This is a genomic window from Thalassovita sp. ABM4_323 (assembly GCF_056158665.1).
The window spans coordinates 47133-60297 of record NZ_JBSWTS010000006.1 but is presented as its reverse complement, the minus strand read 5'-3'; the positions used below and the strand labels follow the sequence as shown (position 1 = coordinate 60297).

The window sequence follows — 13165 nt, the reverse complement described above, 5'->3', positions numbered from 1 at the left end:
AATCCAAGCCCTCAGGCCCCGCCCCAAACGGCAGCAACGATTGTCGGTGCGGCCGCAACACCTGCGATGCCGACCAGAACCCAGAGCGCCTGGCGCAGGTCGATGATGTTGAAGAACCAGCTGAGGAAGACACCGATGACGGCAAGGGTGGCGATGACGATACCGAGCGGGCCGGTGAGCGCGTCGACGATCCCCTGCAGCAGGCTCTGGATCGGGGAAAGATCGATGCTTTGGGCCAAAGCCGGTTCCGCGGCGATGAGGCAAACCGCCAATGCGGCTATGAATAGAGAGGTGTAGTTCTTCATAAGTTCTTTCCTTCCAGACGGGCCACGACGGCAAGGACGCGGGCCACATGGTTTTGGGTTTCTCGGTAAGGGGGAATGCCCTTGTATTGCCGCACCGCGTCGGGACCGGCATTGTAGGCGGCCAGCGCCAGGCGCGGATCACCGAACTCTTTCAGCATCATCGCGAGGTAGCGGGCCGATCCATCGAGGTTTTGACGCCAGTCATTCGGGTCAACACCAAGCGTCTTCGCTGTCGCGGGCATCAGTTGTCCAAGGCCAATCGCCCCGGCATGGGAGATGGCGCGCGGATTGTAGGCGCTCTCGATCTCGATATTGGCGCGATAGAGGTTCAGCCAGTCGGTGACCGAGATGTCTGCAACGCGAAGGCCGCCATGGCTTGCATAGCGCAGGCCTGTCTCCTGGATGGCAGCGAGTATGTCCGGGCGTGCAACCGGAGCCATGGGTGCAACAGCGGCGACCCGGACCGCGCCACCCTGTTCGGTGGGTTCAGTGTCACCGAAGATACGCAGACCGTCAGCGGCCGAGCCCTGGCCGATCCCGTCATTGTAGTTGCGCGAAAACCGGTGCTGGGATTGCGAGGGCCGGAGCGATCCGTCGCTCTCCATGACCAGCACCATCTGTGCGGGTGCAGGCGCGGCCAGAAGCCAGGAAAGGAGAAAGCTAGCCGCTGCTGCCTTTGTCCTGCGAGACAAGCTTGTGCGAGGTCTTCTGGCCTTCTTCGAGAGGCACGTCGGCATGGGAGAAGCCGATGCCGATGAGGAAGGACACCACGCCAGTGATCGTCTTGAACTCGCGGATCTTGATGTCGTTATACGTGGTCCGTGTACGCGCGGTGACCAGGAGCTTTTCCACGCCTTCGTCGGAGACGACGCGCATGACCCAGAGCCCGTAATAGCTCGGGCCCTTCTTGTGCGCAGACGCCTGGCACAGGATTTCAGCGCTATAGCCACTTTCCACGAGTTCGCGGAAACGTGCTTCCGTAACCACATTTGGTGCTTCGATGTCCCAGTTCATGGCCCGGCTCACGCTTTCTCAAAGGCGCAACATCCGGGCATTCCTACTTGAAGCTCAGAGTTACGATAGTATATTAGTGACCGCAAGATATATTGCGACAGATACGGCTGTATCTCGGTTACTCAAACTCTAGGCACGGCCATTGGCGTCTATCAAGGAAAATAGGGGTTTCAGAAACCTCCGGTTGAGAAACCTGCTCTCATTGCAGGCTTGGGCCATACTCATTCTCTTTCCGGGTGTAAGTCTTGCAGGCTCCTGTCTCGCGCCGACCCGTCCATTTGTTCCAGCCGATTCGCAAGCCGCCAGAGACTACGCTGACATCATCCGGCGGGACTTCGAGGCCTACATTCGCGACATCCAGGAATACTTCCGCTGCCTGGAAGTGGAACGCGCCCGCGCCTTCGAGGAAGCGCACGAGGTCAGTGAAGACTACGGCAGGTTCCTGCAACTGGTGGGGGATTGATGGGCGGCGCAGGGTACACCAGACTTGCACTTCGTGAAAAGACGACATCGATAACGCCCGCAAATATCCACTTTTTAGATAACGGATTTCTTCCGCTAGCGACGTCACGAAAGGTGTGTGACGCGTGGCGAAAACAATCAGAACCAATGGACAAGCGGCACTCTGCCGGGCGTTGGTCGACGCCCGGAAAAAGGCAGGTCTCAGTCAGAAAGACCTGGCAGCGAAGCTCAAGCACCACCAATCATTTGTGGCACGCATTGAAAGCGGTGAGCGCCGGATCGATGTTGTGGAGTTCATTGTGTTGGCCCGCGCCATCGGGTTCGATGCGTTCGAATTGCTTGCGACCGTGGAGGCCGCCACCGAGCCCGACCACAGGATTTGAACCCAATGAAAAATTAGCTACGCCTGGATCCTTGAATCCCGATGCAAAAATCGCTGTCGTGACAGGTTTTAGCCAATCAGAAATAAACGAAGACCGTGATGCGAAAGCAGTTCGCGCACAGGAATTTCCGCGCTGCAATTCGGTTCACCCCAGAAAAGAAAGTCAGTAATCAGTGCACGAAGTCGAGGTGGAAGGCGTCGCGATCGCCAATTTGATCGGGATGGACGAGCGGAGCGTGGTCGGTTGGGTGTATCGCTGGAATACAGGTGCTCTTGCAGTGCGGTGGGACGTCAACGGCCCACAGCCAATATCTGCTATCCGGCCGGATCTAGGTGATGCAGAGAAGCGCGAAATCGACTTCGATGGCCTGAAGAGGATTGGGCGTCGCGACAGCGGGCACTGATTGGGATCGCGCTGTGAAAAGTGAGCGTGTTTGGCTGGAGCTGGTGTGCAGACCGAGAGGCAGCTTGCTCAAGATTGAACGAGACCTTCCAGATCGAGGTTGGATTCCCGTGGGTCAGTAATTCACCTGTTCGAAACCATAATTGCCCTCATAGTCGCGCCAGTCCACGAAGACGGACCGATGATAGATGCTGGGGCAACGATCCTCCCATTGGTCCAGACCTTCATGTGCCGAGGGAAGGCCAGAGGTGGAAGATCTCCGCCAGGAGAAGTCACCTTGGGTACCGTAGGTGCCGAGGAAGACCGCCGCACTGCGGTAGCAGTCACCATCTCGAGGAGATTCACGCTGCCAAGCATATCGCACGTCAAAGACGCGGATAGACCGCACGAAATTGAATTCCGGCCCGCTGATGTCGATATCCGCACGATCCTGAACGAGACGTAGTGCGAAATCTGGAGGCACATGGCCGGTGGCGTCATCGCCGTGGCGCCGGACAGCATCTGTCAGCGAAGCAACAGAAGCATGATCGATCTCGGCGAAGGACTGGCGCTGTGGATTGGCATCTTCGTGATACAGGGCGTCGAAGAACCGAATTGTGTCACGCGGGTGTCGCTCGATCTCATACGAAGCGCCCATCGGGCAGCGCCAAATCTGCAATGGCGGTTCCACAGGCCACGGCGTGATCCGGCGAATGAATTCGGCGCGGGCTCGCGCACAGGGAACGGATGCGGGCCAACCGCCGGACAAGCAAAGCAGGATCGCGCAATCAATCGGGTAGGTCTGTGCCTTGGCGCGGGTGGGAAGCGACACGGCGACAAGCGCCAGGGTCGCCGCCAACGGGAAAACGAGGGTTTTGAAAGGGAGATGCATGCTTTGGCTCCTCGGAAGGCGACTCCAAACATACATGCGAAAATATACTATCGCAACTGAAAGTATATCGGCGCGTAAGATTTATTATGTTAAGTAAATGACCTCGCGCCAAGCTGAGCATATGTAGTGGTGCTTTCCGAGGAAACACTCAGCAACTTAAGCGATAGCTGTTGCAAACGATCTCCTGCGACTTAGGGTGATCGAAAAGGTTCGTTTAAGATGTCGATGATCATAAAAGTATTCAGGATAGTTTTCTTTCTCATTTTGTATTTCGTCCTCTGCATGATTGCTGTGACGACCATTTTTCAAAACTGGCCCGATGGCGCACAGATGCTGTTTTCGTTCGGGACGCCAATTGCGATGGTTTGGTGGGGCGAGAAAAGGCGAGCAAATCGGCAGTCACAATCAAAAGACGACATTCCTCGAGCGGATGCCGAACTGGCACGAAGATCACCCAAACCACAAACCAAGGCGGAACGGCGTGATCGACGAGACCAAAACGAGCGAGCCAAGAGGCGAGAACAGGCATTGATGGAACGCAATCGCGACGCCATCCTTTCGGATTCCTCTCGTAGCCTGCACACACCAGTGGATGAAAATAAGCCAAAATATCAGCCGCCCAAGCAGGACTATGCCGCCATTGTAAAGGCAGGTAGAGCGTCGTCAGCGGATCTCTCTCAAGTCGCTGACAGGAAGGAACGCGCGAGAAGCGCCACCCGCAAAGCCACCCGACGCGCCGGATGGGTTCCGTCATCTGAATCTGTCAGTATCGGCGGGCGAGAGATTGGCGGAATGATTTATGTCGGCACGCCGCCGCGCTTGAACGACTATGGTTATCGGGACAAGTGCCGGGCCTACATTGACCCCTCCCTGTCTGTCGCCCGTGAAGGCACCGACAAGGTGGGGAACTACATGCCCTATTGGCCTGGCTACTCGGAAATCCCATCGCAGTGCCGGGCAACCTATTTGGATTGGCTGGCAGGTGGACGTTCCGATCCATCATATGATCCGGGCTACATGTTCCTCTATTTCTATGGATTGGAGCGCCGTTTCGTTTTGGACCAACCCTTAGATGCTGAAAAGCGGGAAATCTTGCAGGAAGTCCGGCGTTTGAAAAGTCTCTATCCGGATAACGGCTCGGTGCAGCGGTATTTGGGGGAATTCATTCAGCTAGCGCAATTATCACTAGTGAACGACGATAGCGATTTGGAGCCGGTTTTCGACTACCGAGGCTGGGAACTGCCCCTGTCGTTGAAAGTCGCAATCGGGAGCCGCGTGGGGCGCGGAGAACTCCTTTCGGCAGATTGGGCTCTCAGTTGGCTATTGTGCCATCCTGAGCGCCGATTGCGCACACCTGCGACACGTTGTGTAGAAGAGTTCCACGCTCTATTCAGGCTGCGGTTTGAAGAGCGGTTTCCTGAGGGGCTCAAGGTGAACAAGCCGCGTAAATCGCTTAAATCCACCTATCAATCCGCATCAAGTGAATTTCAGGCGCAAATTGAACCCACGTTGGATGGAGCCAAGGTACCAGATATTTCTGGACTTAGAAAACCCGTCGAGATCGCACAGGAAATCGCAGATGAGGTCATGGACGATCTCGACAAGCTCAGCCGTTATCTCGGGCGGAACCCCGATGGACGGGGTAGCGTAGAGGCACAAGCCCTTTTGCCTCAGGAATTGTGGGAGCTGTTTCCCAGCGAAGAATTGGAAAGACTCAAGACTTGGGCTGCGGATCGTGTTGGTTGTGGTGGTTTAATCCCTGTTCTCGACGTTGTTGAACGCCTTGAAGGAACGCGGCCAGAGAAATTGAGCAAGCGTATCCTCACCGGCGCAGCGGATGCGTTGGCACGGATCGGCTATGGCTTTGCCCCGGACCCTCGGTTCGCTCTGCGCTCACCCAAGCTGGATGAACCTGTGGTGTTGTTTGAGTTGGGTGAATTTGTCGGGCAGCTGGAAAACGTGTCTGATGACTACCGCGCCGCGTTGGTCGAGGCTGCGTTGGGATCGTTTGTGGCACATGCAGATGGGCAGATTACAGAAAGTGAAAGGAAGTCGTTGTTGGCCAAGGCCACGGACGTAGATGGGTTGAGTGGGCAGGAATACCGCCGCCTTGCTGCGAATGTGGAATGGATGCTGGCAGTTGCGCCGGACGTGGCTTTGCTCCGGCGCAAGCTCAAGGACACTGGGCCAGAGGCCATGGCGTCGATCAGGTCGGCATTGGTTGCGGCAGCCCATGCGGATGGCATGATCCAATCCGAGGAGGTAGCTGGCATCGAGAAGATCTACAAGGCGTTGGGGCTGGACCCGGCCTTGGTCTATTCTGACCTTCATGCCGGGGATGTCAGTGACGGCCCGGTGCGAGTTCGCGCCGCTGAACCCGGTGCTTCGGGAGAGACCATTCCTGATGAAGCCTCTTCCGGGCTGCCAAAGCTGGATGCCGCTCGGATCGCGGCCATCCAATCCGACACCGCGCGGGTCTCTTCGGTATTGGGGGAAATTTTCGATGATACGCCGGAGGTGCCCGAGGACGCTGAGCCGGATGAAACGATTCTTGGTGGTTTGGACGCCAAGCACTCGCATCTGGTAAAAGCCCTGATCGCTCAGGATCATTGGACGGAAGAAGCGTTCGAGGAGTTATGCCGCGCTGCAGGGCTTCTTGCTTCGGGTGCCATCGAAGACATCAATGAATGGGCCTATGACACCTATGATGAGGCGCTGCTGGATGAATATGATGGTTACGACGTTTCGCCCGACCTGGCCGCGCAGTTGAAAAAGAAATTTGAAGAGGAGATGCCCCATGTCGAGGCTTAAACCCCGTGAACGCGATGCAATTGTTCAGGCCCTGCGGGCGGGTGTCGTGCCCAAGCTGGGGCTGCGGCATATTCAGGTCGGACGGGTGCGCGAGATCGAGGAACTGGTCAAGGACATGGATCGCCTTGCGGATGGTGGGTCTGCGATCCGCTTCATCATCGGTGAGTATGGCTCGGGCAAGACATTCTTTATGAACCTGATCCGCCTTGTTGCGCTGGAAAAAGGGCTGGTGGTGATGTTCGCCGACCTAGCCCCGGATCGTCGCATTCACGCGACCGGCGGGCAGGCGCGAGGGCTTTACGCTGAAATGGCGCGGAACCTATCGACCCGGACCAAGCCTGATGGCGGGGCGTTGGCCAGTGTTGTGGAGCGATTTGTATCAACCGCCCATCGAGAGGCTGAGGCTCGCGATCTGCCCACTGGCAATGTGATCCGTGAGAAGCTGGCCCATTTTGAGGAACTGACCGGCGGGTTCGAGTTTGCGGAGGTTATCCGCCGCTATTGGGAGGGGCATGAAAACGGGGACGAGGAGTTGAAGTCCTCGGCCCTACGCTGGTTGCGCGGTGAGTTCGCCACCCGCACCGACGCCCGCAAGGCGCTTGGGGTGCGCACGATCATCAATGACGCCAGCGTTTATGACCATCTCAAGTTGATGTCCGCCTTTGTGGTCGAGGCCGGATACAAAGGGCTGCTCGTGGGCATGGATGAGATGGTGAACCTCTACAAGCTCACCTCATCGCAGGCCCGCAATGCCAATTACGAGCAAATCCTGCGCATCTTGAACGATGTTCTGCAAGGCAGCGCTGAGAATCTGGGCTTCCTGATGGGCGGAACGCCCGAGTTTCTGATGAACACGCGCCGGGGACTTTACAGCTATGAGGCTCTGCAATCGCGATTAGCGGAAAACACCTTTGCCCGCGAGGGACTTGTGGATCTTTCCGGCCCTGTAATCCGTCTGGCCAGCCTGACCCCCGAAGATCTGTTCGTTCTGCTGGCCAATGTGCGCCGGGTGATGCAGGGCGAAGACACAGCCTTGCCCGATACCGCGCTGGAAGCCTTCATGACCCATTGTTCCGAGCGGATAGGCGAAGCGTATTTCCGTACCCCGCGCAACACTGTGACAGCTTTCGTCAACCTGCTTGCGGTGCTTGAGCAAAACCCCGGTGTGGAATGGTCGGACCTGATCGATGATCTGGACGTGGCTAACGATCAGGGCGATGATATGAGTGATATTGACGAGGCAACCGGGTCACAGCCAGCCGAGGGCGACGACGATCTGGTCAGTTTCAAGCTCTGATCTGGTGCAATGAGTTCTGCCTTCGACAAGCTGGCACGTCCGGTTCAAAAATGGGTGCGCTCCAAAGGCTGGCGGGAACTGCGCCAGATACAGGCGGATTTGGTTCATGTGGTCATGGATGGCAATGCCGACCTGATCGTTTCAGCCTCGACCGCGGGCGGCAAAACCGAGGCTGCCTTCTTGCCCCTGATCTCGCAGGTTCTGGACGCTCCGTCGGAGCGCGACGGGTTCGATCTGGTTTATATCGGGCCGCTGAAGGCGCTGATCACCGATCAGGCGATGCGGCTCGAAGACATCTGCCGAGAGGCCGGTTTGCCTGTCTACCCCTGGCATGGGGACGTGTCGGGCAGCGTGAAGGCGCGAGCCCTAAAGGCCCCCAGGGGCATCCTGCTGATCACGCCTGAATCCCTGGAAGCGCTGTTCGTGCGCCGGGGGTTGGAAATCCCGCGCCTGTTTGGAGCCACGCGGGCGGTTGTGATCGACGAGTTGCACAGCGTTCTGGACAGCGAGCGCGGTGTTCAGATGCGCTCTTTGTTGACACGACTGGAGATAGCCGTGAAGCGTCCGATCCGGCGTGTCGGGCTGTCGGCTACGCTCGGTGACATGAATATGGCGAGCGCGTATTTGCGACCTGATAATGCAGAGGCTGTGCAGCTGATCGAGGCCAAAGGTGGAGAGGCCGAGCTGCTCCTGCAGCTGCGCGGTTATGTGTCCGGCGGTGAGGATGAAGACGCGCCATCTGCCACGGATGCGGTGTCCGAGCACTTGTTCAAGCACTTACGCGGTAGTGACAACTTGGTGTTTGCCGGAGCGCGACAATGGGTCGAAATCTATGCCGACCGGTTGCGCAACCTCTGTGAAAAGGCTCATTTGCCGCAGGAGTTCTACCCGCATCACGCAAGTCTCGCACGGGAACATCGGGACTTTGTCGAGAAACGCCTGAAAGATGCGAACCTTCCAACAACCGCCGTTTGCACCTCGACGTTGGAACTGGGCATCGACATTGGTGACGTGGCCTGTGTGGCCCAGGTAGGTGCTCCGTTCAGCGTGGCAGCCCTGCGTCAACGGCTGGGACGTTCCGGGCGCCGCGAAGGGCAGCCTGCAATCCTGCGCCAATATTCGGTTGAGGCCAGATTGGATAGCGAAAGCAGCTTTGTCGATCAACTCCGCCTCGGACTGATCCGCGCGATTGCCATGATCGAGCTATTGCTGGAGGGCTGGTGTGAGCCACCAAGACCTGAGGCCCTCCATCTTTCCACGTTGGTGCATCAGATCCTGTCGGTAATTGCTGAGAGAGGCGGTGCGCAGGCAAACAGGCTGTATCGCGTCCTTTGTCAGGAAGGACCGTTCCGGCGGGTGGACACCGGGTTGTTTCTGGACGTTCTCCGGGCAATGGGGCGACCTGAGGCTGAATTGATAGAACAATCCTCTGACGGCTTGCTGTTGCTCGGTGCGGCAGGCGAGCGAATTGTCGAGCACTATAGCTTCTATGCAGTATTCAAGACGCCCGAGGAATTCCGCCTTGTTGCCGATGGCAAGGAACTGGGCACATTGCCGATCGACAATATTCTGACACCTGGAATGCTTCTGATCTTCTCGGGGCGCAGGTGGGTCGTGCAGGAAATTCATGATCTGGAGAAAGTCATCCTTGTGAAGCCCGCAAAGGCAGGGGTTCCGCCACTATTCGGCGGCGACCCTGGCATGATCCATGATCGCGTCATCGAAAAGATGTTTGACGTTCTGGAGGGAGAGGTTGAGCCAAGCTACATGGACAAGATATCCCTTCGCCTGCTTAGCGAGGCACGGGCCAACTTTGAGCGGTGGAGATTTGCTGAAACGCCTGTTGTCGAAATGGGTGACGGAGCTTGGATTCTAGCAACACGCTGCGGCACAGTGAAAACCACTACTTTGGCAATGGCGTTAGGTGCCGAGGGCTTTCAGATAACTCAGCACGATGGGTTTCTGCTGGTTGAATCCGGTGAAGCAGAGCAAACTCTGGATCAGGTGCTATCAGAAATGGCCAACGCAGCGACCCCTGATTTGTTCGCCCATTCGCCGAACCTGATTTTTGAGAAGTATCACTCCTACCTCACTCCTGATCTATTGAAATTGGATGCACTTTCCGCGCGGGTAGACCGCTCCTGCTTGCAAAGCCTTTGTTCAGATTTGCGAGCGCAGAAAGCAACTATCTGAAGGAGCCGCAAATGGCTTTCGTATCAGGCTTTTTGCGTTTTTTCGGCATCGCAAAATCTTCGCCAGTTTCCGTAGGTTTACCAACTACGTTTCCGATAGGGTGACTTTGTGCGTGTAAGTGTTTTGTTAGACTTTCGCTGGTTGGCACGAGTTTGTAGCGCCTGGAGGTTTCTCCGCGCGTTGGTTCCGCCCTTTGACTTCGGCCAGATGTGGTCGACTTGCCAACCCATAGGGCTGTTTCTGCCATAGGCCGGTTTGTAGATTACGTTACCCTGGCTATCCCTGCGATAGAGGTTTGGGTTTTTTCCCTTGACGCGGGGCGCTTTGGCCCATGCGTGCTGAGCTTTCCAGTTGTTTGAATAGGGCATAAATTTTCCTTTCGTTAGGCAGCGTTTCTTCGTGGGTGAATGTGGGAGCCGGTCGGCGTGATCTCGATATCGAAGCCTTCGGTGATCATGGTCTTCACCTGTTCGGTGTGGGAGATCAAACCGACCGAACGCATGTCGTTGGTGAGGTCATAAAGCGTCTCGAGAGCGGTATTCAGCGTGTCCTCGTCGAGTGTTCCGAAGCCCTCGTCGATGAAGATCGCGTCCAGCTTGATGCCACCGCTGTTGCGCTGAACAACGTCTGAAAGTCCAAGGGCAAGTGCAAGCGATGCCCGGAACCCCTCCCCCTGACAGGGTCTTTGTAGGTCTTGATTTTTCAGTGTTCCCGTCGAAGACAGAGATTTCCAAACCTTGTTTTTGACGGCCGCCACCGGTGACTTCGGGCCGCATCAATTGATATCGCCCTTCAGTCATTGGCCCGAGACGGTGATTGGCAGCCAAAAGCACTTCGTCAAACATTGCAGCGATGGCAAAATCCGGGAGACGTACTTTCCGATCGTTATTTCCGTTGACCAGGTCCGAAAGCCCACCAACGGGCCCATACTCTTTCTCAAGGTCATTGATTTGCGTGGTCAGGCGCTGAACTTGACCTAGCACCTGTTGCCGTCCGTCGAGTTCGTTTTTCAGGCGAGACTGGGCATCCCGGCTCTGTTCCAACGCTGCCCGCGCTTCATTTCGAGCCTTGGTCAGCAAGGAGAGATCAGGAGTGGGCTGATCCCCGATGTCCTCCGTCAATCCACGAAGCCGTGCGGTAATTGCTGCAACACGATTTTCGTAGTCGCTTATCTGTGCCTCTAGAACGGAGTACTGGGCAACATCGTCTTTTGCTGCCTGGAAAGCCTCCTCGCTCAGCCCGACTTTTTCGAGTTGGCCGAAGAATTCACCTTGTGCTTTCTTCAAGCCCTCGGATGTTTTTGCGACACCGTTCTGCGCGATCTTTGCGGCTTCCTCGGCTGCGCTGAAGACAACGGCCGCATCCTTTTCGTCGGCAACGGCAGCTTCATGATCGGCGGCCAGTTCGTCGTGCTTTGCAATAGCTGCCGAGAGCGCTTCAGAAAGCGCGTTCACGGGGCGCAGCTCATCGGGTACGCCTTTGAGCGTCGTGTCATAGGCGGTCTGTGCCCGGACCTCGACACCTTTGGCATCCGATTCGGCCGACTTTGCGTTTTCTAGTGCTTGGGCTGCATTGCTGGCGAAAGCTTCGGCGGAAGAAATCTCACCCTCGAGATCCGCAAATCTGTTATCAGCTTCGAGCGCAGTTTTCTCCTCGCGTGCCGCCAAGAGGATCGGGGCCAGTGCCACGCGATCTCTCTTGGGGCGTTCAAGCGCATCCACCTCATTTTGCCGCTCGACAAGCGTAGCTTTCGCCGCCGCCAACGTGGTTCTGGCTTCAAGCTCGTCGTTCTCGGCGGAGCGCAGTATCTTACCTGCTCGCTCGAATTCATCATGCCGACCACGACGCTCTGGATCCCCGCTGGCGGGATCGGGGTGGTTTAGGGCTCCGCAGGCTGGGCAGGGCTCGCCTGGCTTCAGTTTTCGGGCGATGTGAAGCGCCTGAATTTCGGTTAAGTCCTGTTCCGCATGCTCAAAGGCCGCTTTGGCTGCCTCAAGTTGTTCAAGCGCCTCGTCATGCTGGATCGAGAGGCGATCCACCTCCTTTGACTGACGGTCCCGCTTGAGAACGGCAGTCTCAAACTGATCCAGGGCTTGCGACTCTGCGTCAAGTGCGCTCATTGCGGTTGTTGCTTCCTGAAGCGCGCGTACGTGTTGGGGGTGCTGCTTTTGCAGGTCGCGCAGGGCCGACAATGCTTGTTGGGCTTCTACGTTCTTCTGGTCGGCGGCGGCTTTGGCTTCCTCAGCCGTTTGTGAGGTCAAATTCGCAGCATTCAACTCTTCCAGCAGTGCTTTGGATTGATCGAGCGTCACCTGTTGACGTTGAAGTTCTGACACCCTGGCCTGTGCGTCTTCCCGCTCCTCTTTCTGCATATGGGTACGCGACAGCGTTTCCCGTGCCCGCATGATGGCATCGGTTGCGCTCTTTAGGTTGTCTCTTGCCTCGTGTTCGCGGGCCGCCGCTGTGGCGCTTTCGTCGCGGGCAGTCTGCAGTGCCGCCTCGGAAACTAGAACGTGTTGGGCGGCACGCGCCTGCTTTAGCCGGATGCGCACGGCATCGATCGTTTTGCATTCTGCCTGCAACTCCAAGTCTTCCTCTCGTGCGGTTGCAAGGGCTTTGAATTTCTGGGCAAGTACCTCGCCCGCAGACAAGCCTTTTTGACGTTTCTCAAGTACCCTTGTTTCAGTTTCGATGGTCGTATCGAGCACGGCGATCTCATCGATCATTGATTGGATCGCTTGCGAGAGCTGGTCTTCGCTCTGATCGTCAAGAAGAGTTGAGCGTCGGATTTTTTCGTCGCTGATCTGACGATAAAGCGTGGCTGCCCTGGCCTTAATCTGGGCGGCGAATGTCTCGTAAAGCCCGACATCAAAGAGCTGTTTCAGGATTGGTGAGCGCTCGTCTGAACTGGCAGTCAGGATGCGACGGAAATCCCCTTGCGGCAGCAAGATGATCTGCCGAAACTGTTTCGCATTGTATCCGAGAAGCTCTTCGACCCGTGCGTCAACAAGGCCGACTTTCTTTTCCGCAAGTACTTCACCTGGATTGTCCTCGGAGATTTCCTCGAGTTTCATTCCCGTCGCCCGGAAGAGATAAGCCTCGTGTGCCTGCGTTGTGGTGCCGGAACCGCGAAGCGCAGCGCGTTGCTGGACGGGAATACGCCGGATGACGTAGCGGTCCTCTCCCAGATCAAAGACCAGTTCTACTTTAGTGATATCTTTCGCATGATCATGATGACACACCATATCTTCAGGCGCTCTTTCTGCCCCAGAAGACTGGCCAAAAAGAGCGAAAGAGATTCCGTCAAACACCGTGGTCTTGCCGGCACCGGTTTCCCCATAAATGCCGAAAATACTCGCTTCGAGAGCTGAAAAGTCGACGACCTCGGTGCCCGCGTAAGGCCCGAACGCGGTCATTGTCAGACGGA

General features: G+C 56.8%; 11 protein-coding genes and 1 pseudogene. 5 read left to right on the top strand and 7 right to left on the bottom strand.

Annotation, left to right across the window (positions count from 1 at the left end; translation table 11 throughout):
• Positions 1-11: 11 nt before the first annotated feature.
• From ACXADQ_RS02130 to ACXADQ_RS02120, 3 genes are read right to left on the bottom strand one after another with little or no spacing between them, the layout of a single operon-like run.
• Positions 12-305, bottom strand: coding sequence for a TrbC/VirB2 family protein (locus ACXADQ_RS02130; RefSeq protein ID WP_293706904.1), 294 nt, complete (start codon positions 303-305; stop codon positions 12-14).
• Positions 302-922 (bottom strand): lytic transglycosylase domain-containing protein, encoded by a 621-nt coding sequence (locus tag ACXADQ_RS02125; protein WP_293706903.1) that lies wholly within the window; start codon positions 920-922, stop codon positions 302-304. The genes ACXADQ_RS02130 and ACXADQ_RS02125 overlap by 4 nt, the downstream gene beginning before the upstream one ends.
• Before the next feature lie 43 nt (positions 923-965).
• Positions 966-1319 (bottom strand): hypothetical protein, encoded by a 354-nt coding sequence (locus tag ACXADQ_RS02120; protein WP_293706902.1) that lies wholly within the window; start codon positions 1317-1319, stop codon positions 966-968.
• Between the two features lie 184 nt (positions 1320-1503).
• On the opposite strand from ACXADQ_RS02120, the gene ACXADQ_RS02115 reads away from it, so the two are divergent.
• Complete coding sequence (locus ACXADQ_RS02115; protein ID WP_475314670.1) at positions 1504-1782, top strand: hypothetical protein; 279 nt, start codon at positions 1504-1506, stop codon at positions 1780-1782.
• Positions 1783-1906: 124 nt separating this feature from the next.
• A complete protein-coding gene (locus tag ACXADQ_RS02110) occupies positions 1907-2164 on the top strand; it encodes a helix-turn-helix domain-containing protein (protein WP_293706900.1) in 258 nt (85 codons plus the stop codon).
• A 517-nt stretch (positions 2165-2681) separates the two neighbouring features.
• On the opposite strand, the gene ACXADQ_RS02105 is transcribed toward ACXADQ_RS02110, so the two are convergent.
• Positions 2682-3437 carry a beta/alpha barrel domain-containing protein gene (locus ACXADQ_RS02105; RefSeq protein ID WP_293706898.1) on the bottom strand — a complete coding sequence of 252 codons (756 nt, stop codon included), beginning with the start codon at positions 3435-3437 and terminating at the stop codon, positions 2682-2684.
• Positions 3438-3656: 219 nt separating this feature from the next.
• Here ACXADQ_RS02105 and ACXADQ_RS02100 point away from each other — a divergent pair, with 219 nt between their 5' ends.
• The 3 genes from ACXADQ_RS02100 to ACXADQ_RS02090 are packed head-to-tail and all read left to right on the top strand — an operon-like array spanning position 3657 to position 9738.
• The gene (locus ACXADQ_RS02100; protein WP_475314661.1) at positions 3657-6248 is read left to right on the top strand and encodes a TerB N-terminal domain-containing protein; all 2592 of its coding nucleotides are present in this window, start codon (positions 3657-3659) and stop codon (positions 6246-6248) included.
• Entirely contained in the window at positions 6235-7545 is a 1311-nt protein-coding gene (locus ACXADQ_RS02095) for an ATP-binding protein (protein WP_293706894.1), read from the top strand. Before ACXADQ_RS02100 ends, ACXADQ_RS02095 begins: the two co-directional genes overlap by 14 nt.
• 9 nt (positions 7546-7554) lie before the next feature.
• Positions 7555-9738: a DEAD/DEAH box helicase gene (locus tag ACXADQ_RS02090; RefSeq protein WP_475314652.1), complete on the top strand. Its 2184-nt coding sequence runs from the start codon at positions 7555-7557 to the stop codon at positions 9736-9738.
• A 77-nt stretch (positions 9739-9815) separates the two neighbouring features.
• Here ACXADQ_RS02090 and ACXADQ_RS02085 read toward each other — a convergent pair whose 3' ends face one another.
• The 3 genes and pseudogenes from ACXADQ_RS02085 to ACXADQ_RS02075 all read right to left on the bottom strand — a co-directional run.
• Positions 9816-9968 (bottom strand): HNH endonuclease domain-containing protein, encoded by a 153-nt coding sequence (locus tag ACXADQ_RS02085; RefSeq protein WP_293706911.1) that lies wholly within the window; start codon positions 9966-9968, stop codon positions 9816-9818.
• 152 nt (positions 9969-10120) lie between these two features.
• Complete coding sequence (locus ACXADQ_RS02080) at positions 10121-10495, bottom strand: SbcC/MukB-like Walker B domain-containing protein (RefSeq protein WP_475314648.1); 375 nt, start codon at positions 10493-10495, stop codon at positions 10121-10123.
• A gap of 2014 nt (positions 10496-12509) precedes the next feature.
• Positions 12510-13154: pseudogene (locus ACXADQ_RS02075) on the bottom strand (AAA family ATPase); the annotation flags it as partial.
• Between the last annotated feature and the right edge of the window lie 11 nt (positions 13155-13165).

What these genes read in the sequence shown, in the direction of transcription:
- ACXADQ_RS02090 (WP_475314652.1), top strand. Translation starts at nt 7,555, where the DNA reads ATGAGTTCTGCCTTCGACAAGCTGGCACGTCCGGTTCAAAAATGGGTG.
- ACXADQ_RS02130 (WP_293706904.1), bottom strand. Translation starts at nt 305, where the DNA reads ATGAAGAACTACACCTCTCTATTCATAGCCGCATTGGCGGTTTGCCTC.
- ACXADQ_RS02125 (WP_293706903.1), bottom strand. Translation starts at nt 922, where the DNA reads ATGGTGCTGGTCATGGAGAGCGACGGATCGCTCCGGCCCTCGCAATCC.
- ACXADQ_RS02095 (WP_293706894.1), top strand. Translation starts at nt 6,235, where the DNA reads ATGTCGAGGCTTAAACCCCGTGAACGCGATGCAATTGTTCAGGCCCTG.
- ACXADQ_RS02120 (WP_293706902.1), bottom strand. Translation starts at nt 1,319, where the DNA reads ATGAACTGGGACATCGAAGCACCAAATGTGGTTACGGAAGCACGTTTC.
- ACXADQ_RS02085 (WP_293706911.1), bottom strand. Translation starts at nt 9,968, where the DNA reads ATGGGTTGGCAAGTCGACCACATCTGGCCGAAGTCAAAGGGCGGAACC.
- ACXADQ_RS02105 (WP_293706898.1), bottom strand. Translation starts at nt 3,437, where the DNA reads ATGCATCTCCCTTTCAAAACCCTCGTTTTCCCGTTGGCGGCGACCCTG.
- ACXADQ_RS02100 (WP_475314661.1), top strand. Translation starts at nt 3,657, where the DNA reads ATGTCGATGATCATAAAAGTATTCAGGATAGTTTTCTTTCTCATTTTG.